Origin of the sequence: Deinococcus sp. KSM4-11 (assembly GCF_004801415.1) — a bacterium.
Taxonomy (GTDB): domain Bacteria; phylum Deinococcota; class Deinococci; order Deinococcales; family Deinococcaceae; genus Deinococcus.
Genome location: NZ_SSNX01000003.1, coordinates 249,711 through 275,487, shown reverse-complemented (window position 1 = coordinate 275,487; position 25,777 = coordinate 249,711). Strand labels below are relative to the sequence as shown.

General features: G+C 69.0%; 25 protein-coding genes. 11 read left to right on the top strand and 14 right to left on the bottom strand.

All coding sequences use genetic code 11. The annotated features are described in order from the left end of the window. Position 1 precedes the first annotated feature (1 nt). Positions 2–1,144 carry an aminofutalosine synthase MqnE gene (gene mqnE / locus E7T09_RS11245; protein WP_136389269.1) on the bottom strand — a complete coding sequence of 381 codons (1,143 nt, stop codon included), beginning with the start codon at positions 1,142–1,144 and terminating at the stop codon, positions 2–4. 415 nt (positions 1,145–1,559) lie between these two features. On the opposite strand from mqnE, the gene E7T09_RS11240 reads away from it, so the two are divergent. Continuing rightward, positions 1,560–2,186, top strand: a complete 627-nt coding sequence (locus E7T09_RS11240; protein ID WP_136389268.1) for a DUF1684 domain-containing protein — start codon at positions 1,560–1,562, stop codon at positions 2,184–2,186. A gap of 77 nt (positions 2,187–2,263) precedes the next feature. On the opposite strand, the gene E7T09_RS11235 is transcribed toward E7T09_RS11240, so the two are convergent. The 3 genes from E7T09_RS11235 to E7T09_RS11225 are packed head-to-tail and all read right to left on the bottom strand — an operon-like array spanning position 2,264 to position 5,722. Then, positions 2,264–2,944, bottom strand: coding sequence for an SMI1/KNR4 family protein (locus tag E7T09_RS11235; protein ID WP_136389267.1), 681 nt, complete (start codon positions 2,942–2,944; stop codon positions 2,264–2,266). 10 nt (positions 2,945–2,954) lie between these two features. Continuing rightward, the gene (locus tag E7T09_RS11230) at positions 2,955–4,304 is read right to left on the bottom strand and encodes a TldD/PmbA family protein (RefSeq protein ID WP_136389266.1); all 1,350 of its coding nucleotides are present in this window, start codon (positions 4,302–4,304) and stop codon (positions 2,955–2,957) included. Continuing rightward, positions 4,301–5,722 carry a TldD/PmbA family protein gene (locus E7T09_RS11225; RefSeq protein ID WP_136389265.1) on the bottom strand — a complete coding sequence of 474 codons (1,422 nt, stop codon included), beginning with the start codon at positions 5,720–5,722 and terminating at the stop codon, positions 4,301–4,303. The genes E7T09_RS11230 and E7T09_RS11225 overlap by 4 nt, the downstream gene beginning before the upstream one ends. Positions 5,723–6,039: 317 nt before the next feature. On the opposite strand from E7T09_RS11225, the gene E7T09_RS11220 reads away from it, so the two are divergent. Beyond that, complete coding sequence (locus E7T09_RS11220; protein WP_168734811.1) at positions 6,040–7,038, top strand: sensor domain-containing diguanylate cyclase; 999 nt, start codon at positions 6,040–6,042, stop codon at positions 7,036–7,038. Positions 7,039–7,060: 22 nt separating this feature from the next. Here the strand turns inward: E7T09_RS11220 and E7T09_RS11215 are convergent, their stop codons facing one another. Beyond that, a complete protein-coding gene (locus tag E7T09_RS11215) occupies positions 7,061–9,319 on the bottom strand; it encodes an HD domain-containing phosphohydrolase (protein WP_136389263.1) in 2,259 nt (752 codons plus the stop codon). Between the two features lie 136 nt (positions 9,320–9,455). Beyond that, on the bottom strand, positions 9,456–10,379 hold the full coding sequence (locus E7T09_RS11210) for an RluA family pseudouridine synthase (RefSeq protein ID WP_240741752.1): 924 nt from the start codon (positions 10,377–10,379) through the stop codon (positions 9,456–9,458). Positions 10,380–10,463: 84 nt separating this feature from the next. On the opposite strand from E7T09_RS11210, the gene E7T09_RS11205 reads away from it, so the two are divergent. The 4 genes from E7T09_RS11205 (at position 10,464) to E7T09_RS11190 (ending at position 13,284) form a co-directional block, all read left to right on the top strand. Beyond that, a complete protein-coding gene (locus E7T09_RS11205; RefSeq protein ID WP_136389261.1) occupies positions 10,464–11,075 on the top strand; it encodes an FMN-binding negative transcriptional regulator in 612 nt (203 codons plus the stop codon). Positions 11,076–11,138: 63 nt separating this feature from the next. Next, positions 11,139–11,897, top strand: a complete 759-nt coding sequence (locus E7T09_RS11200) for an FAD-dependent oxidoreductase (RefSeq protein ID WP_136389260.1) — start codon at positions 11,139–11,141, stop codon at positions 11,895–11,897. Continuing rightward, positions 11,894–12,868, top strand: coding sequence for a tRNA (guanosine(46)-N(7))-methyltransferase TrmB (locus E7T09_RS11195; protein ID WP_136389259.1), 975 nt, complete (start codon positions 11,894–11,896; stop codon positions 12,866–12,868). The genes E7T09_RS11200 and E7T09_RS11195 overlap by 4 nt, the downstream gene beginning before the upstream one ends. Positions 12,869–12,900: 32 nt before the next feature. Continuing rightward, the gene (locus tag E7T09_RS11190) at positions 12,901–13,284 is read left to right on the top strand and encodes a hypothetical protein (RefSeq protein WP_136389258.1); all 384 of its coding nucleotides are present in this window, start codon (positions 12,901–12,903) and stop codon (positions 13,282–13,284) included. A 132-nt stretch (positions 13,285–13,416) separates the two neighbouring features. Here the strand turns inward: E7T09_RS11190 and E7T09_RS11185 are convergent, their stop codons facing one another. After that, complete coding sequence (locus tag E7T09_RS11185) at positions 13,417–13,806, bottom strand: hypothetical protein (RefSeq protein WP_136389257.1); 390 nt, start codon at positions 13,804–13,806, stop codon at positions 13,417–13,419. A gap of 176 nt (positions 13,807–13,982) precedes the next feature. Here E7T09_RS11185 and E7T09_RS11180 point away from each other — a divergent pair, with 176 nt between their 5' ends. The 3 genes from E7T09_RS11180 to E7T09_RS11170 all read left to right on the top strand — a co-directional run bounded on the left by E7T09_RS11180 (position 13,983) and on the right by E7T09_RS11170 (position 15,838). Next, the gene (locus E7T09_RS11180) at positions 13,983–14,279 is read left to right on the top strand and encodes a hypothetical protein (RefSeq protein WP_136389256.1); all 297 of its coding nucleotides are present in this window, start codon (positions 13,983–13,985) and stop codon (positions 14,277–14,279) included. A 60-nt stretch (positions 14,280–14,339) separates the two neighbouring features. Continuing rightward, the gene (locus E7T09_RS11175; RefSeq protein WP_136389255.1) at positions 14,340–15,260 is read left to right on the top strand and encodes a bifunctional 2-polyprenyl-6-hydroxyphenol methylase/3-demethylubiquinol 3-O-methyltransferase UbiG; all 921 of its coding nucleotides are present in this window, start codon (positions 14,340–14,342) and stop codon (positions 15,258–15,260) included. 83 nt (positions 15,261–15,343) lie between these two features. Further along, on the top strand, positions 15,344–15,838 hold the full coding sequence (locus tag E7T09_RS11170) for a hypothetical protein (RefSeq protein WP_136389254.1): 495 nt from the start codon (positions 15,344–15,346) through the stop codon (positions 15,836–15,838). A gap of 100 nt (positions 15,839–15,938) precedes the next feature. On the opposite strand, the gene E7T09_RS11165 is transcribed toward E7T09_RS11170, so the two are convergent. The 5 genes from E7T09_RS11165 to E7T09_RS11145 form a co-directional block, all read right to left on the bottom strand. Continuing rightward, positions 15,939–17,282 carry a GH1 family beta-glucosidase gene (locus E7T09_RS11165; RefSeq protein WP_136389253.1) on the bottom strand — a complete coding sequence of 448 codons (1,344 nt, stop codon included), beginning with the start codon at positions 17,280–17,282 and terminating at the stop codon, positions 15,939–15,941. Between the two features lie 70 nt (positions 17,283–17,352). Continuing rightward, entirely contained in the window at positions 17,353–17,997 is a 645-nt protein-coding gene (gene phoU, locus E7T09_RS11160) for a phosphate signaling complex protein PhoU (protein ID WP_136389252.1), read from the bottom strand. 84 nt (positions 17,998–18,081) lie between these two features. After that, on the bottom strand, positions 18,082–19,008 hold the full coding sequence (locus E7T09_RS11155; protein WP_136389251.1) for a cell wall metabolism sensor histidine kinase WalK: 927 nt from the start codon (positions 19,006–19,008) through the stop codon (positions 18,082–18,084). Between the two features lie 59 nt (positions 19,009–19,067). Then, positions 19,068–19,757, bottom strand: coding sequence for a response regulator transcription factor (locus E7T09_RS11150; RefSeq protein ID WP_136389250.1), 690 nt, complete (start codon positions 19,755–19,757; stop codon positions 19,068–19,070). A 69-nt stretch (positions 19,758–19,826) separates the two neighbouring features. After that, a complete protein-coding gene (locus E7T09_RS11145; protein WP_136389249.1) occupies positions 19,827–20,534 on the bottom strand; it encodes an alpha/beta fold hydrolase in 708 nt (235 codons plus the stop codon). A 251-nt stretch (positions 20,535–20,785) separates the two neighbouring features. Between E7T09_RS11145 and metK the strand changes: the two genes are divergently transcribed. Both metK and E7T09_RS11135 read left to right on the top strand, forming a co-directional pair. Beyond that, on the top strand, positions 20,786–21,997 hold the full coding sequence (metK, locus tag E7T09_RS11140) for a methionine adenosyltransferase (protein ID WP_136389248.1): 1,212 nt from the start codon (positions 20,786–20,788) through the stop codon (positions 21,995–21,997). A gap of 141 nt (positions 21,998–22,138) precedes the next feature. Further along, a complete protein-coding gene (locus E7T09_RS11135) occupies positions 22,139–23,626 on the top strand; it encodes a hypothetical protein (RefSeq protein ID WP_136389247.1) in 1,488 nt (495 codons plus the stop codon). 13 nt (positions 23,627–23,639) lie between these two features. Here the strand turns inward: E7T09_RS11135 and E7T09_RS11130 are convergent, their stop codons facing one another. Continuing rightward, positions 23,640–24,305 carry a response regulator transcription factor gene (locus E7T09_RS11130; RefSeq protein ID WP_136389246.1) on the bottom strand — a complete coding sequence of 222 codons (666 nt, stop codon included), beginning with the start codon at positions 24,303–24,305 and terminating at the stop codon, positions 23,640–23,642. Continuing rightward, on the bottom strand, positions 24,298–25,722 hold the full coding sequence (locus E7T09_RS11125) for a sensor histidine kinase (RefSeq protein ID WP_136389245.1): 1,425 nt from the start codon (positions 25,720–25,722) through the stop codon (positions 24,298–24,300). Before E7T09_RS11125 ends, E7T09_RS11130 begins: the two co-directional genes overlap by 8 nt. Positions 25,723–25,777 lie beyond the last annotated feature (55 nt).

The window sequence follows — 25,777 nt, the reverse complement described above, 5'->3', positions numbered from 1 at the left end:
CTCAGTCGGCGGCCTCCACGGTGGCCGGGAAGACCTCCAGCTCGTTGTAGTACGCGTCGCGCAGCACAGGCGTGCGCCCGGCGGCCTGGATCATGCGGATCATGCCCTGCTCGCTGAGCTTCATGGGACTGGTCGCCCCGGCCGCGTGCGCGATGTGCTCCTCCTGAATCGTACCGTCGATGTCGGACACGCCCCAGTCGAGCGACACCTGCGTGAGTTCCGAGCCGATCATGACCCAGTACCCCTTGATGTGCGGGAAGTTGTCGAGGTAGATGCGCGCCACCGCGAGGTTCCGCAGGTCGTCCAGCCCCGTCGTGAAATCCGTCTTGCCGAGGTTCTGCGCCAGGGAGTTCCCGAGCGGCTGGAAGGCCAGCGGAATGAAGGCGTGAAATCCCCCGCCGAAGCGCGCCAGCGAGTCGTCCTGCAGGGTGCGCAGGCGATCCATGTGATCCAGGCGTTCCTCCAGCGTCTCGATATGGCCGTACAGCATGGTCGCGTTCGTGCGCATGCCCAGCAAGTGCGCCTCGCTGTGGATCTGCAGCCACTTCTCCGCCTTCACCTTGTTCTTCGCCACCTGGTGCCGCACGCGATCCGCGAAGATCTCCGCGCCGCCGCCCGGCATGGCGCTCAGCCCCGCATCCTGAAGCTCGCGCAGCACCTCCAGCGTGGACTTCTTGGAGATCTTGCTCAGATGCTCGATCTCGGCCGCCGTGAAGGCCTTCACCTGCAGATCCGGGAAGGCCTCGCGCAGGTTGCGCACCATCTGCGGGTAGTACGCCCAGGGGTGGTTCGGATGGTGCCCGCTGCTCATGTGCAGTTCCGTGATGCCGGGCAGGTAGCGCCGCTGCACCTGCGCCACGACCTCCTCAGGCGAGTAGTCCCACGCACGCTCCTCGTTCTTGTGTGCCGCGAACGCGCAGAAGGTGCAGCCCACATAACAGATGTTCGTGAACTCCAGCCGCATCGAGTGCACGAAGTACACCTTGTCGCCATGCAGGCGCTCCTTGCGGTGGTTCGCGAGGCGCATCAGGGCGTTCAGGTCACGGGTGTGGAACAGGCTCATCCCCTCGTCGAAGGACAGGCGTTCCCCGGCCTCCACCTTGTCCACGACGGGGGAAAGCGCACGATCCGAAAGCCACTTCATGAGGGCAGGATACGCCCGCACTGGGGCAGAAAGTGTCCCGTCTGGCACATCCGGCAGCGTGTAAGGATGGCGTGAAGACCGTCGCCCTGGATCAGGGGTCGAGAGATCTTACGCATGGAAGCTCCGGGCATTTGGCGGCCTTGACGCGATCCCACAGCTTGTTGGGCGAGTGCGGCGTATCCCGTTTTTCCAGAATGGCGCACTCGCCCCAGCGATCTTCCAGTGGCCCTGTGGATTGTCCTTGCCAGTACGGGCAATACCACGTCTCGTAGTGACCGCTTTGACCGAGGCGGAGTGAGTAGCAGTAGAGCGTGTCAGATGGAATAAGCGCGAGTCGATCCACCTTCTTGATAGTAGGCCGCCCAGCCACCTGACGTCCCAGTACATCCGCCGTGATCTGCGTAGCATGGCCCGCATGACTCCTGACTCCACCTCTCCCGACGCCGATTGGCTCGACCTGCTCGACTGGCGGCGGCAGGTCGGGGCCCTGTACGCCCGCGTGCGCGAGGAACGGGAACGCGATCCTGTGGCCGCGCACGCGCTGTGGCAGGCGGAACGGAATCGGCTGTTCACAACGCACTCCCAGTCCCCGCTGCTGTCCGAGGCCCGCACCGGTTTCGACACCCTGCCGGTCTGGCCGTACGATCCCGCCCTGGCCTTCACCGCGCCCGTGGAGCCCTTGCCGCAGGAGCGCCTGACCGTCCCGTCCTCAACCGGGCAGGCCATGCCGCTGGTGCGTTTCGGACGGGTGAGCCTCCCGGTCGGGACGTTGGACGTGTACTGGATCGACGTGTATGGCGGCGGCGTGTTCCTGCCCTTCCGGGACGCCACCAGTGGCCGCGAAAGCTACGGCGGCGGCCGCTACCTGCTCGACACGGCCAAGAGTGCCGACCTGGGCAGCACGCTGGCTGGGGAACTTGTGCTGGACTTCAACTTCGCGTTCCACCCGTCGTGCTTCTACGACCCACGCTGGAGCTGCCCGCTCGCGCCGCCGCAGAACGTGCTGAAAGGGGCGGTGCGGGCGGGGGAGAGAGCGGGCTGAGGTGGACATGAATTCCACGACTTCTAAACATTCGCCAGCAGAGAGGACAGTCTCAGAAAGGTGATCTTGACCCGCTTCTACGGCATTTTCGCTGTTGCGCCGAACCACGGGAAGTAATCCGTCACGTTCCTGATGACTTCGGGAGGTCGACTTAACTCATCGTGAAGCATGACGTATGGAATGGGATGGTTATCGTAATGCTCAAGTGTGTATTGCTTCAGAAGCAGCCGTTGCAGGTATTCATCTAGAAAGTCGTGGAGCGAGTCTGCAAGCACATATTTGTGTTCAGCATTTCGTCCAAAACCTATGATTTGACCAGGCACTCCCGAAGGGGCAGGGGTGAAATCCAGTCCTATCGTGTCTCCGGCAGTGTCTGTGAGAAAACCTAGCCAGCCCGGCGTTGAGTACCTGAGCTGAATCGCGTGATGAGGCGTGGAGGTGAAATCTCCGAGATCATCCATTCCGGGCGAGGCTTGCTCGATGGAACGCCACATCTTCCACTCGCTCTTGACGCCTTGCAGACTCAGGAATCCGAGGCTGAACAGTCCGCCCATATTCCAGTTCTGGCCGTCATGCCAGCTGTATAGCGCTCGGAACGCCTCCGGGAGTGGAAACGAAATCAGCTGCTCAAGTTCATCAAGGGCAGTCTGTGTGGCTCCTGGCCTTAGATCGGCGAGTGCAGCTGGCGCTTTTGACCGTCCCCAGCGCTCAAGCTGGTGCAGCAGGTCTCGGGTGCTCGGCGCAGAACCTGTAGGCATCGAATCCCGCTTAGCTCCCACCCACGGCCAGTGCCTTCACGCGCACGGCGGGCGCCCCGGCGGCGTGCATCGTCCACTCGATCTCGGTGCCGACCGCCTGCACGTCTCGCAGGACGTCGAGGATGTTTCCGGCGACGGTGTAGACCTCCAGCGGGTGCGCGACGTGTCCGTCCTCGATCCAGAAGCCCTCGGCCTGGAGGCTGAAATCACCCGTGTACGGATCGGCACCTGCGTGTCCGCCGGCAATGCCGGTGAGCTGGACGCCCGTGACGCCCTGGGAGAGCTGATCCGGCGCGGTGGTGCCGGCGTGCATCAGCAGGTTGCTGTGGCCCACCCCCACCGTGCCCTGGTAACTGGAGCGGCTGGCGTGACCGGTGCTGCTTGTGCCGGCCCGCGCGGCCGTCTGGGCGTTGTGCATGAAGGCGCTCAGCGTTCCGGCGTCGATCAGCGTGAGCGGAAGGCTGGGATGGCCCTCGGCGTCGAAGGAGCGGGAGTTCAGGCCACGCGGCAACGTGGGGTCGTCGACCAGCGTGACGAGCGGGCTGGCGACCACGCGGCCCAGGCGGCCCGCCAGGGGACTCTTGCCTTCCTCGACCATCTTTCCGCTGAACATCGGGGCGAACAGCGCGAGCAGGCTGCCCAGGCACTCGCCCGTGATGACGGCGGGGAAGGTGCCGCTTGGGGCAGCTTGCGCGCCCAGCAGCGCGGCGCTCTTCCGGACAGCCTCCAGGGCGGTGCGGGTCGGGTCGAGTTCCGTGAATTCCCGCGTGAACTGCCACTCGCCCTTCATCTTGTTCTGGCCGTCCTCGCTGACCAGCGGCGCGACGTAGGTGAAGGCGTGCAGGGCTTTCTCGCCGCGCTCCAGGCCATACGTGTTCCCAAGCAGGGTGTCGGTGTCGCTGTCGGAGTACGAGCTGTAGGGCACGCTGGTCACGCGGGGATCGGCGGTGCGGGCGGCGGCCTCCAGCGCCAGCGCCGACTGCACCTTCTGCTCGACGCTCACGCCGCTCAGGCCCTCGCCGTGCAGGTCGAGGGCCGGCGGAGCGGGCCAGTCGGACAGCGCGGAGCCCGCCTCCGGGGCGACCAGGCTCGCGTTCTCGACAGCGGTATCCAGCGCGCGGTTCAGCGCCTGCCGGGAGAGGTTCTCGGTAAAGGCGTAACCCCACGCGCCGCCGACCAGGGCGCGCAGCCCCAATCCCTGACGGGCCTGGAGCTTGAACTCGCTGACCTCGCCGCCGAAGGCCTTGATGCTCGTGGAGGTGTCCCGCTCGGCGTACACCTCCAGCTCGACGTTCCGCTGCCGGGCGCGCTCCAGCAGGTAGGTGCGGGCCTCCGCGATGCTCAGCTGCTCGGCGGTCATGCGCGGCCTCCCACGGTGATCGCGCTGATCAGCAGGTGCGGCTGCCCCACGTCCGTCGGAATACTGCCCGACACGCTGCCGCACATGCCCTGCCCCAGGCTGAGATCCCCAGCCACGCCCACGATGTTCAGCAGATCCTGCGCGCCGTTGCCCACCAGTGAGGCCCCTTTGAGCGGCTCGGCGATCTGCCCGTTGCGGATCATGTACGCCTCGTTTACGGCGAAGTTGTAGTCCCCGGTGCCGGGGCTGACGCTGCCGCCGCCCATGGTGCGGGCGTAGATACCGTGATCCACGCTGCGGATCAAGTCGTCCGGGGTGCGGTCGCCGTTGTCGATGAAGGTGCTTCTCATGCGGCTCGCGGGAGCGTAGGTGTAGTTCTGCCGCCGACCCGAGCCGGTGCGGGCATACCCGGTCTTCTGCGCGCCCAGCCGATCCACCATGAACGACGTCAGGATGCCCTTCTCGATCAGCACGGTGCGCTGCGCGGGCATGCCCTCGTCGTCCACGTTCACCATGCCCCACGAGCCGGGCAGGGTGCCGTCGTCGATGGCCGTCACGCAGGCGTCCGCGATCTGCTGCCCCAGCTTGTCGGCGAACACGCTGGCGTTCTTCTCCACAGCGGTCGTTTCCAGGATGTGGCCGCAGGCCTCGTGGAAGATCACGCCGCCGAAGGCGTTCCCGATCACCACCGGTAGTTTCCCGGCGGGCGCGTAGCCGGCGCGCAGCATGGCGTTCGCGATGCGGGCGGCCTCGGCGCCGATGCTCTCGGGCGTGACCTCCTCGAAGAACTCCAGGCCGCGCGACGCGCCCGGCGCGTGGTACCCGCTCTCGCGCAGCGTGCCGTCCTGCGCGATGGCGTTCACGTACAGCCGGGTCTGCACGCGCTCGTCCTCGGCCCACAGCCCCTCGGAGGTGGCGATCAGCACGCGCTGTACCCGGTCGGTGTACGTGACGTCCACGGTCTGCACGTCGCCCACCCCGGCGGCGCCGCCGTGCGCGCGGCGCATCAGGGCCAGCTTGTCGCGCTTCGAGGTGGCCAGCGGGTGCTGGCGGGCCACGTACAGCGGTCTCGCGTCCACAGTCCGGAAGTCCAGCCCGCCCACGCCGTCCCGCGTGACCTGGCCGCTCCCTCCCTGCGCGCGGGCCACCGCCCCCGCCAGATCGCGCAGGCCGGCCGGCGTCACGTCGTTGGTGTAGGCGTACACCACGCGCGTGCCGTACAGCAGGCGCAGGCCCGCGCCGTACAGGTTCCCGCCGCCCGCGTCCTTCAATTCCCCCTGGTGCAGCCTGAGCTGGGTGCTCAGGGTGTCCTCCACGAACAGTTCGGAGAAATCCGCGCCACCCGCGCGGGCCAGGTGCAGCACCTCGGCGGCCAGTGTGGCGTCGAGCAGGGATGCATTCAGTGATGGTGAGGTCATGGCATTCTCCTTGGGCGTCATCCGGCACGCTTCGGCCATCGGTCGGGCCGGGTGCGGGGTCTGCGTGATGCGTTCCTGCCACTGTGGACGAAGGAGAGGGGAAAGGGAAGCGCAGATGCCGGGCGGGAGGGGATCCGTGTCCAGTCGTCTCGTGGCCGGAAACGACACCATCTCGGGCCTCCTTGGCGGGGCAGACGGCCGATGGCAGCGCGCCACGTGCCATGGTCACGTTCCCGGATTTGCGCGTTCTGGTGCCCGCTTTCTGGGTCGGTACCCGCTGGGTTGTGATTCCCCGGCGTGCGATACTGACCGCAGGCATGACCACGGCGCCCACTGACCTGAACCGTCAGATTGCCCGGTACCGTTCGCTGGTGCAGGTGGCCGCCACCCTGGCCCGCAGCGTCCGCACCGAGGAACTCGTGCAGTCCGTGCACCGCGAGGCCCGCACGCTGTTCACCGCGCCCGTCACGCTGCTCGCCACCCGCACGGCGGACGGGGGCTGGGCGACCCGCACCCTGGAAGGCGACACCAGCGTGAGCGAGCGTGTCCAGCCGCGCGACGACGGCCTGCTGGAGCGTGTGCTCGCCGGACGCCTGCGCCTGGAGAACGACCTGGAGACCTACCTGACGCGCGAACGGCTCACGGTGTTCCGCCTGAACGCCGAATCCGGCCGGCCAATCACCCGTTCCTGGATGGGCGTGCCCCTGCGGCCTGACAGCGCGCCAGTGTCGGTGCTGTCCGTGCAGAGCGACCTGCCGGGCGCCTTCACGCCCGAGGACCTGGAATTCCTGGAACTGCTGGGCGTCCACGTCAGCGTCGCGCTGGAGAATGCCGCGCTGCACGAGCGCGTCGAGCATGAGGCGCGAACCGATCCGCTGACCGGACTGCTCAACCGCCGCGCCTTCACTTCCCAGGTCGGCGCGATCCTGAGCCGCCCGCATGCCGTCACGCTGGTCGTCATCGACGTGCAGGACTTCAAGGGCATCAATGACACCCACGGCCATCAGGTGGGCGACGAGGTGCTGCACGGCCTCGGCGCGGCCCTGGTGACCCTGGCGTCCGGGAGCGGGCACGTGTTTCGGCTGGGCGGGGACGAGTTCGCTGCGCTGCTGCCGGGTTCCCTGGACGCCGCGCAGGGGCGCGTGCAGGCGTTCCTGCGGGACGTGCAGACGCGGGCCTGGCCGACGCCGGGCGCGCCGTACGTGAATGCTGGACTGGCCGAGGCGCTCCCGGACGACACCCTGACGGCCTGGGTGCGCCGCGCGGATCACCGCATGTACGCCGCCAAACGCCAGCGGACGCATCTGCTCGACTGACCGCTCGCCAGCGCGGTTCGGGTCAGGGGTGCGGGAAGCGGGGGGTGTCCACAGCGGCCTCTCTCACGTCGGGATCAGGGCCGATCAGCGTCACGAAGGCCTCCACGACCTGCGGGTCGAAGTGGGTGCCGCTGTGGGCGCGGATCTCCGCGACGGCCGCTCCGTGAGACCACGCGGCCTTGTACGGGCGGACGTGCGTCAGGGCGTCGTACACGTCGCACACCGCGAAGATGCGGGCGGGCAGCGGAATCGCGTCGCCTCTCAGGGCGTCGGGGTAGCCGGTGCCGTCCCAGCGCTCATGGTGACTGCGGATCACGTCTAGGGTGGTGGGCAGCAGGCCGGACAGGCGGTACGCGATCTCGTAGCCCCGTTCGGCGTGGTTGCGCATCACGTTCCACTCGCTCTGAGACAGCGGGCCGGGCTTGAGCAGGATGGCGTCCGGAATGACCAGTTTCCCGATGTCGTGCAGCGACGCGCCCTGCCGCAGCGCGTCGAGTTTCGACGCGCTCATGCCCAGGCGCGCTCCCAGCTGCCCGGCGAGTTCCACGACCCGTGCGGTGTGCCCGGCCGTTTCCAGGTCGCGTTCCTCCAGGGCCACGCCCAGCGCGAGCAGGCCACCCTGCAGGGCGGTGCGGACACTCTCGACCGCCTGCACCCGCTCGTAGGTGTGCCCCAGCCGGGAGGCCAGCGCTTCCAGCAGTCGCCGCGCCTGGGGCGTCACGACCCGCCACGAGCTGAAGTTCAGCAGGCCGACCAGGCCCATCATGCGGCCCCCGTAGCGCACGGGCACCATCACCACGCTCTTCAGGCCGCCCGCCACCCAGACGTCCAGCGCGTACTCCTCGGCGGGGTAGTCGTTGCTCCAGCGGGTGGCGCTCAGCGCGATGGCCTGCCCGGTCACGCCGTCGCCTGCGTGGTACAGGCGGCCCTCCAGGGCGGCGCGCGCGTCACCTGGAATCTCGCCGTCCAGCTGCCGCAGCATGAACCCGTCCCCGACGCGTTCCAGGGACACGCTCGCCTGGAAGTCCAGCACCGTGCGGGCCAGCTCCAGCCCCTCGCCCAGCACCTCCTGCGGCGTTTCCAGCTGCTCCAGCCGGGACGTGAATTCCTCGACGGTCACGCCCACCCGCGCGCCCTGGCCGAGCCGCGCGACGTCCACGCGCTGCCGTTCCTTGTGCTCGTACATGGCGGCGTCCGCCAGGGCCAGCACCCGTTCCAGCGAGGTCGCCTCCGGCACGTGCGCCGCACCGTACGCGAAGGGCGGCAGGGGATCACCGGACGTTTCCAGCAGCGTGCTGGCCCGCTCGGCGAGGTGGTGGGCGCCCTGCACGCTCACGCCCGGCAGCAGCAGCACGAACTCGTCCCCCCCCCAGCGGGCCGCGAGGCCGTGCGGCTGGCTGACCTCCAGCAGGGCCAGCGCCACGCGGCGCAGGTGCGTGTCCCCGGCGGCGTGCCCGCCGCTGTCGTTGATGGCCTGCAGGCGGTTGAGGTCGAGCACCAGCACGCTCAGCGCCCCCCTGGCCGTCCAGCGGGCGAACAGGCGGTGCAGTTCCTGGCGGTTCCACAGGCCGGTCAGCGGATCGCGGTTCTCGCGCTCGCGTTCCTCCTGGCGTTCCCGCTCGTGCACCTGGGCGGCGCGCCGGTTCTGCCTGAGCCGCTCGGCCAGGACGCCCACCGTGACCAGGGAGCACAGCAGCGTCATCACGCTCAGGCCCACCGCCAGCATCACGGTGCGGCCGGCCTCGAGCGCCCTGGTTCGGCGCAGATGGGCGGTCACCTCGTTCAGGCGGGTGGCCAGGGGATCGACGCGCGTTTCGTCCAGCCCGCGCCCACCCGTCCGGTCGCCGATGCGCAGCAGGAAGAACTCTCCGTCCGTGGCGCGCAGGTACTCGCCCAGCAGGCCGATGACCGTGCCCAGGGAGGGCGCCGTGGGCTGGGCCCGCCGGCCCTGGATCCAGCCGCCCAGACCGGCGGTTTCGGCCGCCTGAGCGCGTTGCAGTGCCTGGAGCAGGCCGGTGAGGGTGGCCCGGCTGGCCTGCACCTCGACCCAGAACGCGGGCTTCAGGGTCGTGCTGCCGATGGCCTGCCATTCCAGGGCGCTGTACCGGTTGGTGCCGGCGGTCGTGTCGGCCAGCAGCAGCAGGGTCTGGCGCTGGTGATCCGCCGTGCGGATGAACACGCTGCACAGCAGCACGCTCAGCAGGGTCAGCGGCAGCAGCAGAACCAGCCAGCCGGACGTGCCGGCCAGCAACGACCGGTCGGGCCCCAGGAACGGCGTCACGGCCGGCTCCGCTGCGAGACCATGACAGCCGCGCGGGACGGCGAAGCGTCCCGATTCCCGCGCGGCCGCCCTTCCCTCATGTCACCGGATCACGGTGCCCGGGGAACCCGTGCCGACTTCCGACTTTCTTGTGGCATTACTCACATTCACTATCTTGCCGTGTTTCGCCCGTTCGTGCCAGTACGCCAGGTAGGGGGGCGAGCACCGTGACCACGGCACCCGTCCGGGGATGCGTGAACGACAGCTGCCACGCATGCAGGTGGTATCCCAGGTCGCCCGGCAAGCCCGGAAGATCCGGCAGGACGCCACCGCCCGGTGCGTACAGCGGGTCGCCCAGCAGCGGGTGCCCGGCGAACGCCGTATGGACGCGGATCTGATGCGGCCGCCCGGTGTGGATGTCCACGTCCAGCAGTGTTGTGGTGTCCGGTCGTCGCTCGACGACCCGCAGGTCTGAACGTGCCGCCTTGCCGCCGGGGGTGGCCGCGTGCACAGTGCCCAGCCGGGGATGCCTGACCGGGCCGATGGGGGCCGTGACCGTCAGGGCGTTCGGCCCCACCACGCCCGAGACGAGCGCCCGGTAGGTCTTGCGGACTGCGTGATCCCGCCAGTCGCGGGCCAGCGCCGATCCTGCCTGCCCATCCAGCGCGAACAGCACCACACCGCTCGTCCCGCGCCCCAGCCGGTGGAGCGGCGACGCGCCGGGCACATCGCGGCGTACCAGACTGAGCAGCGTGTGCTCCAGAAAGCCGCCCCCCGGCAGCGTCGGCAGACCCGACGGCTTATTCACGGCCAGCAGGCCGCCGTCCTGGTACAGCACGCCGTAGTGCAGGGGCGCGTCCTCTTCCCGCCAGGGGGGGCGACGCCACACGATCACCTGCCCGGCCCGCAGCACCTCGGATCCCCACACCTGCACCCCGTCCAGGGCCACCTCGCCCGCCGAGAGCCGCGCGGCCCAGGTGGCCCGATCCGAGTGGGTGTAGTGGGCCGTCAGGAACTCGAGCACCGTCTGTCCGCCGCGCTGCACGGTGGACGGGTAGGCGTAGCCGCCATTGAGGGTCACGCCGTCCAGTATGTGCGGTGGTCTGCCCGGCGGACGAGGAAGTGGCCCTGTCGCGATTATGGCCCATGGCTTTAGCCTCGGGGTATGTACGTGCCCGCCCACTTTCGTAACCAGGATCAGGCCGAGCTGCTCGCGTTCATGCGCGCCCACCCCTTCGTGATGCTCGTGACCGCGCCGGGCGGCGTGCCCTTCGCCACCCATCTGCCCATGCTGGTCGAGCCGGACGCGGACGGCGGCGTGTTCCTGCGTTCGCACCTCGCGCGGGCCAATCCGCAGTGGCAGCACTTCGGGTCTGGACGCGACGTGCTGGTGATCTTCCACGGGCCACATGCGCTGATCGACCCGGCGTGGTACGCCTCCGCGCCGAACGTCCCCACCTGGAACTACGCGGCCGTGCACGCGACCGGCCCCGCCCGCGTGGTAGACGGTGACGAGACGCGACGGATCGCCTTCTCGCTGGTCGCGCAGTTCACGCCGGACATGGCCGCCATCCCCCCGGACTTCGAGCGGCGGATGCTGGCAGGCGTCGTGACCTTCGAGGTGCGGGTGGCGCGGCTGGAGGGCAAATTCAAGCTCAGTCAGAACAAGACCGCGCAGGATCGAGTGAATGTCCACGCCGCGCTGGCCGTCAGTGGGCGCGGTGAGGAGCGGGAAACGGCCGCCCTGATGGCGCAGGCCGAGGCCGGACGACACTGACCAGGCGGTACGGGCCCGCCGCCGGAAAAGTGCCCCTGACCGGCTGGGCTACACTTCTGGGCGATGTTCGGCCCTCAGTCTCAACATGGACGCGCTCCCCGCAGCCGCCCGCAGCCCGGCCACCTGTACGACGTCGCCGTCGTCGGGGCCGGGTTGGCGGGGACGGAACTCGCGTGGCGGCTCGCGCTCGCCGGGCGGGACGTGCTGCTCGTCTCGCAGGCCCTCGACCATCTGGGCACGCTGTACCAGCCGACCACGGGCGGGGCGGATTTCCCGCCAGACAGCGTCTTCGCCCTGGTGCAGCGGTGCGTTGCGCCCGACACGGACGGCTGGACCTTCCACCGGAACCTGAAAGCCGAGATCGAGGCCACCAGCGGGATTCACCTGTTGCAGAGCACGGTGACTGCCCTGGACGAGGAGCATGAGCAGGTCGTGCTGGCCACCTGGGAAGGCCCGCAGCTGCACGCGCGGCAGGTGGTGCTGGCGGTCGGCGCGTTCCTCAAGGGCCGCCTGCTGATCGGAGACGGCATGGAGGAGGCCGGGCGGCTCAGCGAGGTCGCCTACGACTTCCTGGCCGACGACCTCGCGCGCAGCGGCATCTGGCTGGTCGGGGCCGAGCGAACCGCCGCCAGCGTGGACGGCGCCCCCGCCTACGACGTGCGGTTCCTGACCCCCGCACCGACCGAACTGAGCGGCTTCCGCGTGAACCGCCTGGAACGGGTGTGCATGCTGGGCCAGTGCACGCCGGGCGATCACACCTACGCCAGCGTGCTGACAGATGCCGCGCGCCTCGCCGCCGACCTTCTGGAGGGAGACGCATGATCTATCGCCTGGGCGACTTCCACTTTCCGGACGCTCCAGCCCGGCTGTACCCGGACACGCCGGGGCGACCATGGATGCTGGAGATCGGCTTCGGTGACGGCCGCTTCTGGCCCCACTACGCTCCCACCTTCCCGGAGACGCCGAACTACCTGGGCGTGGAACTCTCCGGCGTATCCCTCCTGAAAGCCCACCGACGCCTGACGGAGGCGGGCCTGGGCAGCGGCCTGCTGACCAAACTGCCCGCCGACGTGCTGCTGCGCAAGGTGATCCCGCACGGCGCACTCGACCGGATCATCGTGAACTTCCCCGATCCGTGGCCCAAGGCCGGGCACACGGAACACCGCCTGCTGCGCGCGCCCTTCTTCCGGCTGGCCGCCAGTCGCCTGAAGCCCGGCGGCGAGGTGCTGCTCACCACGGATCACGACGAGTACTTCGACTTCGCGGTGCAGGAAGCCCACGCGAGCGGTGTCATGGCCGTGCAGGTCGGCCCGCCGCCCGCCGCCGCTCTGGAAACGAAGTACGCCCAGAAATGGCGCGACCTGGGCCTCGATGCCCACCACGCCCGCTTCACGCCCACCGCCCACGCGCCCGTGCCCCACGGCGATCTGCGCCCCTACCCGGAGGACGAATCCACTGTGCCGCACGCCGTTCTGACCCTGCCCGCCACGTTTGCCCCCACTGACTTCGACAAGGTTACGGTTCGCAGTCCGCATGGCACCTGGACGGTCATCCTGCTCGATCTGTACGGCAGTCTGCGCCGCGACGGCTGGGTGACCCTGGCACACGTCGTCGAGGGGGAACTCACGCAGGAAGTCCTGATCGGCATCACCGGCCGTGAGGACGGCACGCATCTGGTGCGGCTCGCGAAGTTCGGCGGCCCGATCATCACGCCGGGCGTGAAGGCCGCCGTGGGCGCGGTCACGCAGTGGCTGGAGGCGCAGGGAGCAGTGGTTAGGCACCGGGGGTACTGAGAGTTTAGTATATCTGGTACTAAAGTATCTTCATGAAAAACATTTCCCTGGTGCTCGTCGAGGACGGTATTCAAATCCTCAAGCTCGACTTTCCCACTGAGGCAAGCGCTGAAATGATTTGGGAAACTGTACAGCCCCTGCGTTCAAGTCGTGGACGAGGTGAGGTCAGAGTGTCTGGAAAATACGGCAGACTCACTAAATATTTTAGTGATATTAAGGAATGTAGGATTCAGATGTCTTTTGCCGACGTTAGGAGAGCTCATGGCTCCGATCTGCCGGCGTCTGCCGCGATTTATCGGGCTTGGTGGGCGAATGATCCGAATCATTCACAGGCTAAAGCCTGGTTGTCGTCCGGCTGGCGGTCGAAAGAAGTTGATATGGCGACCCAGCAAGTCATTTTTGAGCGCGACGGTTAAGTACCTCGCAGCTACCATTGCTCTTTATTCCAGAGAGTGGGAGAAAGCTCCATTCCCGCTGCGACGCACTTCTCTCGGTTGATCTTTAGAGCAGCTTAGACTTGCTGTGAACCACACGCTAGCCTAGGCATATCAATCCAGTTCATCCATCAATTCCCGGTAGGCCGCCTGTACCAGTTTCAGGCCGGGCGCCAGGGCCAGAGCGCGCAGGAGCGCGCCTTCAATGCGAAGTGTGCCGTCGGTCATGGCCGCCACGACGTTCAGGTCGCCGCGCCAGAAGCGGTGCGCGCCGGGGCCGCGCAGGTGGAAGGTCAGGTCGGCCGTGCCTGACCGGGCAAGCAGTCCGGTGGTGATGACCGACGCGCCACTCCGTCCGTCTACCAGCACGCAGGCATCCGGATCGGTGTGCAGGAAGCGCAGGCGCAGGCGCGCGTGGGCCGGGCCGGGATCGGCGGCCTTCAGGAACACGCGGGTCAGCAGCACTTCAAGTTGCAGACCAGTGAGATCGGGGCGGGAGGTCACTTCGTCAGGCCAGTGCAAACCCTGCCCGATCACCGTAGCTCTCCCCTCAAATTCCGTGCCAGGACGGTATTTTTCTTACACTTGGCATGCTTCATGAAGCGTGCAGGCCTACACTTCGCAGCCTGCCGGGATGATCTGCTGGCCGGGCAGGACAACCCAGTTTCAGGAGGTCAACCATGAACGAACAGCTCAAGCAGACCATCGATGCCCTTTCGGGCGGACTTCAGGGCGTGCCCGCCAGTGCGGCCGTCGCCAACGTCACCTCGTGGCACCAGACGCTGGACGGCGTGCCCGGTGCCGAGACCGTCGTCGAGCACCTCGCCAGCCTGAAGGCCGCCCTGGAAAGCGGCGATCTGGCCGGTGCCGCCGCCCTGCTCCCGAATCTGGGTGCGGCCACCGAGAGCCTCGCCCCGGCTGCCCCGGCGGCCGACCAGGACGGCCTGCGTCAGCTCGCCGCCGCGCTCCAGGGCTAACTTCGGCACCCGCCCGAGCCCATTGTCCGTGAACCCCGTCTATGCTGGCGGGGTTTTCTCATGCCCACTTCCTTTGCCTTTACCCTCGACCCCCTGTCCACCATCCTTCCCCGGCTGCGCCGGGCGCTCCGTGATGCCGGAGAAGTGGCATTCACCGTGCCCGACCCGGACGCAGGAGTGGGCCTGTACGCGGGCGAGGTCACCCCGCACGGCGTCCACCGCCCGTGGGCCGTGTGGGTCGAGGTGGCCGACGCGCTGAGCGCCCACCTGCTCACGCCGGAGCGGATGGAACCCGGCCGGGTGCGCGTCCGCCTGCGGGCCTTCGGCCCCACCCCGGAGCCCGACGCCGCCGGGTACGGCGCGCAGGGCGACTGGGCGCGCGTGGACAAACTCGAAGACCCCACCTTCCTGCTGACCTTCGTGGAGGCCCTGCGGCGCGTGAATCCCCCGGCAGGCGGGCGGGTGCTGGCACTCGGCGTGAACCGGGCGCGGGAATTCGACGCCCTGGCGCTGGCCTTCCCGGAGCGAACCTTCGACCTGCATGGCGTGGACGTGGACGCTTCGGCGCTCGGTACGGCTCGGCTCCGCTTCCCGCAGGCCACCTTCCACCAGAGCGACGTGACGACCCTGCCCTGGCCGGAACTGGGCCGCTTCGATCTGGTGATCACCCTGAGCCTCCTCCAGAGCCCCGGCATCCGGCAGGACGTGCTGCTGGCCGCGCTGCGCCGGCACCACCTGACGCCCACCGGCGGCCTGATCCTCGGGTACCCGAATGCCCGCTACCGGGACGGCACCCTGAGCCCCGGCGCGCGGGTGCGGAACTTTGCCCGGCCGGACTCCAGCCTGCTCATGGCCGACGTGACCGATGCCCGGCGCGGCCTGCACAAGCACGGCTTCAAGGTCTTCGTGACCGGCCGGCACGAGATCCTGGTGACGGCCATTCCCGCCGGACTCCCCACGCCACGCGGCCTGGAACTGTGAGCGGCGCCCAGGCCCACCACCCGCTGGGGGAGGGTGGTCAATGTCGCTCACATCGCCCTCCTGCCGTCCTTACAGTGTCGGGCATGAGATTCTCCCTGCTGGCCCTTGTCCCCGCCTTCCTGCTCGCCGCCTGCGCCCCCTCCGCCACAGGGAGTTCCACCGCCCAGACTGCCGCCCCGACAGGCCTGATCCGACAGGGCGACACCCTCACGATTGGCGGCCGGGATCAGTTCAATGAGCCCATGAACGGCACCATCGTCCTGAAGAGCGCTCCGGTCTACAACAGGGTGAGCGACTCCTGGAAATTCGACACGGACACCTACTACGTGTACGTGAGCAGTCCCGCTGGAACGGGCACCAGCCAGTTCTGGGACAACAGTGACCCCAAGCGGGAGAAGGCCTGTATCGTCTTCGGCGGCGTGGCCAAGGACGGCCCTGGTGGAGGGCGCGTGCTCAAGACGCCGATCACAGGTGTGGGCATCAGCGGCAGCGAGGCAGAACTGAACGCCGTGTTTGCCAAACTCGATGGAACGGGCGTCAAGCTCACGGGTGGCACCTGCACGGTGACCGTCAAGTGACCTGAGCGTCACCCATAGGCAGGATATTTCCACCGGTGTCGTGAATGTGCCCGACACCGGTAATCATCATCCGGAACGCCAACACTCCTGAATCCGTGCGCTACGCCTGATCGCGCAGGAAGTTCTGGAACCAGCGGTAACTGTCCTTGGGAGTCCGTACCTGCGTGGCGTAGTCCACGTGTACCAGGCCGAAGCGCTGGCTGTACCCTTCCGCCCACTCGAAGTTGTCCATCAAGGACCACGCGAAGTACCCGCGCACCTCGGCGCCCTGCGTGATCGCGTCCTGGACAGCGTCGATGTGGGCCTCGTGGTACCGGATGCGGAAGTCGTCGCGTACGCGTCCATCCTGATCCACCACGTCGTTCACGGAGCAGCCGCTCTCGGTCACGTACAGGGGCGGGCAGGTCTCGCCGTAGCGGGCCTTCAGGCCGGTCAGCGTCTGCGTGAGGCCCTCCGGCACGACCGGCCAGCCGAAGGCCGTGTAGTCCCGATCCGGAAGGCGGCCCAGTTCGATGCCGAAGGTGGGAGAGGCCGGGTTAGCCTTCACGTAGTCCGGCTGGTAGTAGTTCACGCCCAGGAAATCCAGCGGCGCGGCCATGACCGCCAGGTCGCCCGGCAGGATCACGTCCAGCAGCGCCGGATCGGTGCCCTGCACGATGTCCAGGGCCAGCGCCGGATACTCGCCCCGGAGCAGGGGATCGGTGAAGAGGTGGTTGTGCAGCGCGTCCACGCGGTTGGCGGCGTCCAGATCGGCGTCCCGCTCGCCAGCCGGCCACACCGGCGCGAAGTTGTTCGCGATGCCGATGCTCCGCGCGCCCGCCTCTCGCAGCGCCCGCACCGCCAGGCCGTGCCCGAGGAGCTGGTGGTGCGCGGCCGGGAAGGCGTGCAGGCCCAGCGTGCGCCCCGGCGCGTGCTGGCCCAGCGCGTATCCGAGCAGGAAGTGGATGTACGTCTCGTTCAGGGTCATGAAGCCCGTCACGCGATCCGCGAGGCGCGCGCCCACCAGGAACGCGTACTCCTCGAACCGGTGCGCCGTGTCGCGGTTCAACCACCCGCCCGAGTCCTCCAGGGCCTGCGGCAGATCCCAGTGGAACAGGGTGGCCCACGGCTGGATGTCCGCACCCAGCAGTTCATCCACCAGGCGGTCGTAGAACGCCAGACCCGCCTCGTTCACGCGCCCACGACCATCGGGCTGCACGCGCGGCCACGCGATGGAGAAGCGGTACGCGTTCAGGCCCAGGGCCTGCATCAGGGCCACGTCCTCGCGGTAGCGGTGGTAGTGGTCACAGGCGACGTCGCCGGTCTCACCACCCTTGATCCGCCCTGGCGTGTGCGCGAAGGTGTCCCACACGCTCGTGCCGCGCCCACCCTCCTGAACCGCGCCCTCGATCTGATACGACGCGGTCGCCGCGCCCCACACGAACCCGGAAGGAAAATGCGCCATATGCCCTCCATTGTGCGCCACACACGCGGTCGGGGCGGCCAGCACGCGCCAGCCGCCCCGACCTGCCCGCTCAGGCCTCGCGCTGCCCGGTCACCCAGTACCGCACACGTTCGGACACGTTCTCCATGTGGTCGCCCACGCGCTCCAGGCTGCGGCCCACCCGCATCAGCATCAGCGCCTTGCTGATGTTCCGGGGGTCTTCGAGCATGTACGTCACGAGTTCCCGCTGGATCTGCTCGTAGAGGTCGTCGACCTCGTCATCCATCTCGGTGGTCGCCTCGGCCTTTGCCACGTCGCGCTCGGCGATGGCGGTGCGGAGGTTCTGGCTCATCTCGCCCAGGCGTTCCATCATCCGCGAGAGGTTCACGTAGCGTTTCAGCGCCGGGGCCTGCGCCAGTTCCGCGCCGTCCTTGGCCACGTGCACGACGTAATCGCCCATCCGCTCGATGTCCGAGAGGCTCTTGAGGATCAGCGCGACCATCCGCAGGTCCCGCGCGACCGGCTGGTGCAGCGCGATGATCCGCAGGCATTCGGCCTCGATCTGCGCTTCCTGCGCGTCCACCTCGCGGTCCAGGGCCTTGACCTCGTCCACGCGTTCCACCTGCTCGCGGAGCAGCACGTCGGCGGCCACGGGCAGCATCCGCTCGACGGTGGCGAGCATGTTCAGGGCGCCGTTCAGCACGGCTCTCAGGTCGGTTTCAAGGGCTTCACGCATGGGGACTCCTGTGGTGAACGTACCACCCGGAGGTGGGGAAAAGGTCAGCGCCCGGTCAGCGGGACGTGGTGGGTGTTCGGCCGCTCAGCCGCCGAGTCCGGCGACGCCCGGCAGGGTGAAGCAGAAGGCGTTGCGCTCCCCGCGCCGCTCGGCCCAGGTCTGCCCGCCCCAGCCCTGCACGATGCTCCGCACGATGTACAGCCCCATGCCGCTGCCCTGCCCGGTGGCCGACACGCCCCGCGTGTGCGCCCGGAACAGGCCGTCCGTGTCGGCCAGGGGCGAGCCGTCGTCCAGCACGCAGACCTCCACCCAGGTGCCCCGCTCCGCCGTCTGCACATCCACCGGATGCCCGGCCGGGCCGTACTTCAGGGCGTTCTCCACGAGGTTCAGCAGCACCTGGAGCAGCTTGTCCGGATCGGCCCGCACCAGATGATCCGGCCCGAAGCTGACGGTCGCCTGCCGGGCCAGCAGTTCCGGCGCGAGCAGCCGCTCGGCCCGCGTGAAGGCCTCCGCGAGCGGCAGCGTGCGCGCCCGCGTGGGCCGGAAGCCCACGGCGAGGTCCTCGACCAGGCGCGCCAGCCGCTCCGTTTCCTGCAGGCCCTGGCGCACGAAGTTCTGCGAGAGTTCCTGCGGCATGTCGTACTCCAGCGCCTCCAGCACGCCCCGCAGCGCCGCCACCGGCGTCCGGAATTCGTGGCTGAGCACCGCCGTCGCCTCGCGCAACTCGGCCTCCCGGCGACGGTGATCCGTCACGTCCTCCACGATCAGGGCCGATTCTGCGGCGTCGCGGGTGGCCGTGCAGCGCAGGGTGCGGCCCGACACTTCCAGTTCCAGCTCGCCGCCGCGCTCCAGCAGCGCCTCCAGCGTGTGTCGGCGCACGACTTCCAGCACCGGGCGTCCGGCGGCGCGTTCCTGCGATACGCCCCACAGCCGCGCGGCGGCGGCATTCACGCGCGTCACCACGCCCCCCCGGGTCAGCAGCACCGCCTGCGGCAACGCGTCCATCCACATGATCCACTCCTCCGGCCCAGCCGGCGATCCCGCATGGCCCGTCGGAACGCCCCGCGCGGTCACGCGGACGCCGCCCACGGCCGCATGCGGTAGCCCTTGCCGCGCACCGTCTCCAGGAAGCCCGGCCGGCCCGGATCATCCCCCAGGTGCGCGCGCAGTTGGGTGACGTGCTGGTCCACCGTGCGCTCGCCGCCCAGAAAGTCCGCGCCCCACACCTTGTCCAGCAGCTCCGTGCGCGAGTACACCCGGCCCACGTTCTGCGCCAGGAACGCCAGCAGATCGAACTCCCGGCGGGTGAGGTTCAGGCGGCTGCCGCTCACCCGCGCCTCGGCCGCGCCCATGTCCACGCTCAGCGGCCCGTTCGCCAGCACCGCCGGCACTTCCGGTTGCGAGCGACGCAGCAGCGCCCGCACGCGCGCCACGAGTTCCGCCGCGGAAAACGGCTTGGTCAGGTAGTCGTCCGCGCCGGATTCCAGACCCTCGACCCGCTCGGCCTCGGCGGCGCGCGCCGTGAGCATCAGCACCGGCATGCGCCGCAGCTCCGCGTCGCCCCGCACCCGGCGCAGGAAGCCCAGGCCGCTCTCGCCGGGCAACATCCAGTCCAGCACCAGCACGTCCGCGCTCTCCAGGGCCTCCAGCCCGCCCGCCGTGGACGGCAGCGCCGTGACCGTGAGTCCTGCGCGCTCCAGGTGGAAGCGGAGCACGTCACGCACCGTTCCCTCGTCCTCTATGACAACGACGTGGCTCATCCCTTCCATTCTGCGGCGGCAGGTCAGGGGGATGTCAGGGGCTCGGGGAGGTTCCGGAGCGCCAGAGACTCAGGCGGACGTGACCTGCGCTTCGAGCAGTTCGGCCAGCGCGGCCGGGGACGTCCACATGGGCACGTGTCCGGAGGCGAGATCCTGAACCGTCCAGCCAGCCTCCCGCGCGCGCCGGGCTGCCGCGAGGATCGCGGTGTCTTCCGGGGAACCAGACTTCTCGGTGCAGAGCACATACGTCCGGGGCAGCGTCACCGGCGGCAGCGAGACCGGCTCCAGGTAGGGCAGCCACGGCATGGCCGTGTGCCGACCCCGCGCTTCCCGGTCATCGATACTGCCCGCTTCTGGCTCGATCCTGGGCACGAACCAGCCCTGGCCCGCCGCGTCCACCCACGCCTGAATCCCGGCGGTGAAGGCGGAATCGAAGGCGTCCACAGTACGCTGGCCATCCTCGATCATCACGGCGTCGAGCAGCACCAGCCGGGCCACCTGCTGAGGTGCGTGGGCGGCCACCGCTTGCCCCAGCGGGCCGTTCAGGCTGTGGGCGACCAGCACCACGTCGGTGAACTCCCCGTAGTGCAGGACGCCCAGCACGTCGTCGACAAGGGTCGAGAACGTGACGTCCTGGCGAAGCAGATGGGTACGTTCGCCGTAGCCGGTCAGCGTCGGGGTCGCCACCTCATGGCCCGCCCGCCGCAGGATCCGCGCCACCTCGTTCCACACCCAGCCACCGGACCAGCCCCCATGCAGCAACACGAACGTCGCCATAGCCACCTCCCAGAGGGTCGGGGAGTCCTGTCGGAGCCCGACATCACCAGTATCCAGTATGGGGCCGGCCGACCTCGTCCCCGACGGATGCGTCCTCCTCGGGCAATGGCAGTCTGCTTCCTTCCGAACACTCCGTCCCTGCGTTACCCTGCGTTCCGTTGCGTCCCTGCGTTGGGGGCGCGGCGGGCCGGGCCGGTCGCATCCCTCTCCAGGTCGTTCTGCGAGACGCCGCCCACCCGCGAGGAGCTTGCATGCGGAAGTACTACACGTCGGAATCCGTCTCGGAAGGCCACCCGGACAAACTCGCGGACTTCATCTCGGACTCGGTGCTGGACGAGTTCCTGCGGCAGGAGCCGGGCAGCCGCGTGGCCGTCGAGACGCTGCTCACCACCGGCATGGCGGTCGTGGCCGGTGAGGTCACGGCCCAGCACGCGCACGTGGACGTGCAGAAGACGGTGCGCGAGGCCGTCAAGACGGTCGGGTACACCCGCGCGAACTTCGGCTTCGATGCCGAGTACAGCGCCGTCCTGGTGTCCATCCACGAGCAGAGCCCGGAGATCGCCGGGGGCGTGAACCACAGCGAGGAGTGGCGCGCGATGACCGCCGAGGAGCGCGCCCGCCCGGAGAACGCGCACTCGGAGGTCGGCGCGGGCGACCAGGGCCTGATGTTCGGCTACGCGACCGACGAGACGCCGGAGCTCATGCCGCTGCCGATCTCGCTGGCGCATCAGCTCACGCGGCGCCTGGCGGAACTGCGCAAGGCGGGCACATTGCCGTACCTGCGGCCGGACGCGAAGGCGCAGGTCACGGTCGTGCGGTACGGCGAACCGCACGAGGCCACGGAGACCTCGGTGGACACCATCGTGATCAGCACCCAGCACGCTGAAGACATCTCGCAGGAGCAGATCCGGACGGACATGATTGAGCAGGTGATCCGTCCGGTGATCCCGGCCGCGTACCTGACGCCGCAGACGAAGTTCTTCATCAACCCCAGTGGGCGCTTCGTGATCGGCGGACCGCACGGCGACACCGGCCTGACCGGCCGCAAGATCATCGTGGACACCTACGGCGGCGCGGTGCCGCACGGCGGCGGAGCGTTCTCCGGCAAGGATCCCACCAAGGTAGACCGCTCGGCCGCGTACTACGCCCGGTACATCGCGAAGAACCTCGTAGCCGCCGGGCTCGCCCGCCGCGCGCTGGTGGAGGTCGCCTACGCCATCGGCCGCGCCAGCCCCGTCAGCCTGCGCGTGGACACCTACGGTACGGGCACCGTCAGCGACGAGCGGCTGGCTCAGCTCGTCTCCCAGCACTTCGATGCGCGCCCACAGGCGATCATCGCGGAACTCAATCTGCGCCGCCCCATCTACGCGCAGACCGCGGCGTACGGGCACTTCGGGCGCGCGGAGTTCCCGTGGGAACAGACGGACAGGGCGGGGGCGCTCAGGGCGGCCGCGCAGGGCTGAACACGCTGCACATCGGGGAGGCCGGCGGACACGTTCCCCGGCCTCTGCCCCTTGGCCCTCCCCGGTCATGCCCCGATCACGGCCGGGCCGCATGCTGATCCCACGTGCCCTGCCCGACCGCCCGGCGCGCCGGAGGGACGCATGCCGCACTCACGCGCCGCGACGACCATTCTTGGCCTGGCCCTGTGCGCGGGAAGCACGGGGCTGGCCTTCGACACCGGCCACCACGCCGACCTGACCCGGGAGGTGCTCGCGGAGGCGGGCCTGAACGACACCGCCATCCGCGCCGCGCAGGTCGAGAACTGGCTGGTGGACTACTACTCGACCAGTCCAACGTCCTTCGGGGAGGTGCGGTCGGCCGCCGAGAAACTGCACGCGGACAACCTGTTCTCGCTTCCGGCCGTCACGAACTACTGGAACCGGTACGTGACCAACGCCAGAACCGCCTTCCGGGAGGCGGCGACCCGGAACGATCCCCGGCAGGTCGTGGCGCTGCTGGGCATGAGCCTGCACACTGTGCAGGACTTCTACTCGCACTCGAACTGGGCGGAGTTGCAAGCCCCACCGGCCGGCGTCGATTACGCCACGCTGACGTGGTTCGACGCCTCCGACGCGCGCCGGGCCGGGGTGAAGACCGGTAGAGCCAGCACCAGTGGCGACACCACGCAGGTGCCCCACGGCGGGTACACCAGCGGCATGAACCACGATTCCTACGTGCGCCCGAACTGGGACCGGGCCTACGTCCTGGCCTATGCGGGCTCGCGGCAGTGGGTCAACCAGGCCCGGCTGTGGGTCTCGGAGGTCGACCCTGCCGTATGGAACGCCGCGCAGGCATTGACCCTGGATACCGGGGACATGGAACGCCTCGGCAAGGATCAGGAGGCCCTGTACCGCCTCTCCGAATGGGTCAAGAGCGGCCCGGAGGACGGGCACTGGAAGGGTAACGGCAGCGGCGACCTCCCGGACTTCCTGGCCTTCTCCGCGACGTGGGTGGCCTTCAGGCTCGACTCGGTGTTCGCGGAGGACTTCCAGAACCGCAGGTGGCACCAGCTCTTGGCGGGCGGCCTGCGCGGCTCGCTCGACCTGAACGTGAACGACCCGCCGCCCGCCCCGCCCCCGGCCGTGACGCGCCTTGCGCTGAACAGACGCGCCGTGTTCTTGCGCACCGTGGCTGCGCGCGACCTGAACAGCGCCGACGGCGTCTTTGGCGTGGGCGGCCACGCGGATCTGTATGCCCGCATCCGCGTGCAGAACCAGGAGTTCATTGAGGCCATGCAGCTCGACCGGGACAGCATCCGGCCGGCGTGGACGACCATCCGCTTCATCGACCCAGACATTCCCACCGTGTCCGTGCACTACGAACTGTGGGACGAGGATGGCGGGCTGCACGGTGCCGACGACCACCTGGACATCCACCCGGACGGCCGGTTCAGGGATCTGGATGTCCTATTCAATGTGAACACCCACCAGACCAGCGGGATCGGGATCGAGGGCATCTTCGACTCGGACGCGCGGCTACTGACCGTGCAGGGCACCGCCTTGAACCGTGCTCAACTCCAGATGTTCATGACGTCCAAGGCGCTGGCCGCACCGGAGTGCGACCCTTTCCCGGCCGCCCGCCAGTGCTGACGCCGGCCAGTTCCTAGCGGCCTGCCTCGCGCTGGGCGAGCAGGGCGGCCTCCACGCGGTTGCGTACCTGGAGCTTTTGCAGGATGTTCGTCATGTAGTGCTTCACGGTCTTCTCGGTCAGCTCCAGGTCGCGGCCGATCTCCTTGTTGCTGCGCCCCGACGCGACACCCTCCAGGATCTGCCGTTCACGCGGCGTGAGGTCGCTGAGGGGATGGTGCGCGCCGCGTCCCGGCGTGGCCATCTCGACCAGCACCCCCGCCGCGAGGGACGGCGTGATGTACACCTCACCCGCGTGCACGGCCTTCACGATGCGCCGCAGTTCCCGCCCGGACACGCCCTTGAGGATGTACCCGCGTGCCCCGGCCTTCAGGGACGACAGCACGTCGGCCTCCTCTTCGCTGAAGGTCAGCATCACGATCTTCGTGACCGGGCACGCGGCCGTGACCTCCCGCGCCGCGTGCATCCCGCCGCCCGGCAGGTTCAGATCGAGCAGCAGCAGGTCCGGCAGCAGCGACGTGCACAGCCGCAGGGCGTCGTCGGCGCTGCCACCCTCGCCGACCACCTCCAGGCCCGGCTCGGCGCCCAGCGTGGCGGCCACGCCCTCGCGGAACAGCGGGTGGTCGTCCACGATCACGATCCGCACGGCATCGGGCTGAAGATCGGGGGTCGGGTCAGGCATCGTGGTCCTCCGGGTGCAGCGGCAGGTGGGCCTCCACGCAGGTGCCGCCCCCCTGCCGGGCGGTCACGGTGAAGGTGCCGCCCAGGCTCTCGGCCCGCTCACGCATGCCCACCAGTCCCAGGTGCCCCTCCTGCGCCTCGCCGCTCCACGTGAAGCCCGGCCCGCGATCACGGATCTGCAGCAGGAGCCAGCGGCCCTCCTGACGGGCGTGCACGCCCGTTTCGCCGCCCGGGGCGTGGCGGGCCGCGTTGGTCAGCGCCTCCTGCACGATCCGGAAGGCCGTGATCTTGACCGGCAGGGGCAGGTCGGTCGGCAGGTCGCCGACGTGCAGGGTGACCTCCACGCCGGACCGGCGGCGATGGTCGCGCAGCGCCCGTTCGAGCGCCTCGTGCAGGTTCAGGCCCAGCAGGTCTGGCAGCCTCAGGTCCGTGGCGATGGCCCGCACCTCGCGCAGCGCGGATTCCAGTGACTGCTCCACGTTCCGCAGCGCTTCCTCCTGCGCGGGCTGTCCGGCGGCGTGCGCGGTCAGGCTGTCCAGCCTCAGCAGCGCGTAGCTCAGATCCTGCGCGGGACCGTCGTGCAGGTCGCTCGAGACCCGCATCAGGAAGCGCTCGCTGTGGGCGGCGGTGCGGGCGGCAGCGCGGCTCACCCGGCCGTGCAGCTGCGCGTTCTGCGCGAGTAGGGTCTCGAGCGCCCCCACCTGCTCGCGCAGCGTGCCCTCCTGCCGCCGGATGGTGTCCGAACCCCGGCGCACCAGCCCCGAGAGCAGCAGGTACGTGAGCAGCGTGGTCAGGCCCACGGCCGCCCACGAGCGCCGCTGCGCCTGCGCGATCTCCGCGTCGAGCGGCCCGGTCGTCTGGTAGAACTCTGCCACGGCGATCACGCGATCCGAGCCCTCGATCCGCATGGGCACGTACGTCTCGATCAGGCGGTGGAACCGGCCCCGCTGCGAGGCGTTCTCCTGGTCACTCAGGTTCGTGATCTCCGAGGACACCGCGCCGGCCCAGGCGCGTTCCAGATCCTCCTTGACCGGGAACACCTGCCCGGCGTTCTCGCCGTACACGACCCGTCCGCCCGGCGCCCAGATCTTGATGGACACGATCTCCCGGCCCAGCGGGGTGGTCGCCAGCAGCTTCTCGATGGCCGCCTTGCGAACCGGGGACAGCCACGCGGCTGAACCCAGTTCCTGAAGTTGCGTGACCAGGAAGTTCTCCACGTACAGCGCCGCCGTGGCCGCCGTGCGGTGGATCACGCCCTGCCGGATCTGCTCGCCCACCCACCAGCCGGTTACTAGCATGCTGACCAGCAGCACCAGCAGGCTCGCCAGGTTGAACCGCGTGGCCAGGGTCAGCGCCTTCCAGCGCCAGGGCTGCGCTCCCGCTGGGCCGGTACGCCGGGAGGGGTTGGACAGGGCCATGCGGCATTATCGGCCCGCTCCGGCCTGCCCGACAGCGGACTAAGGTCGGGCGCTG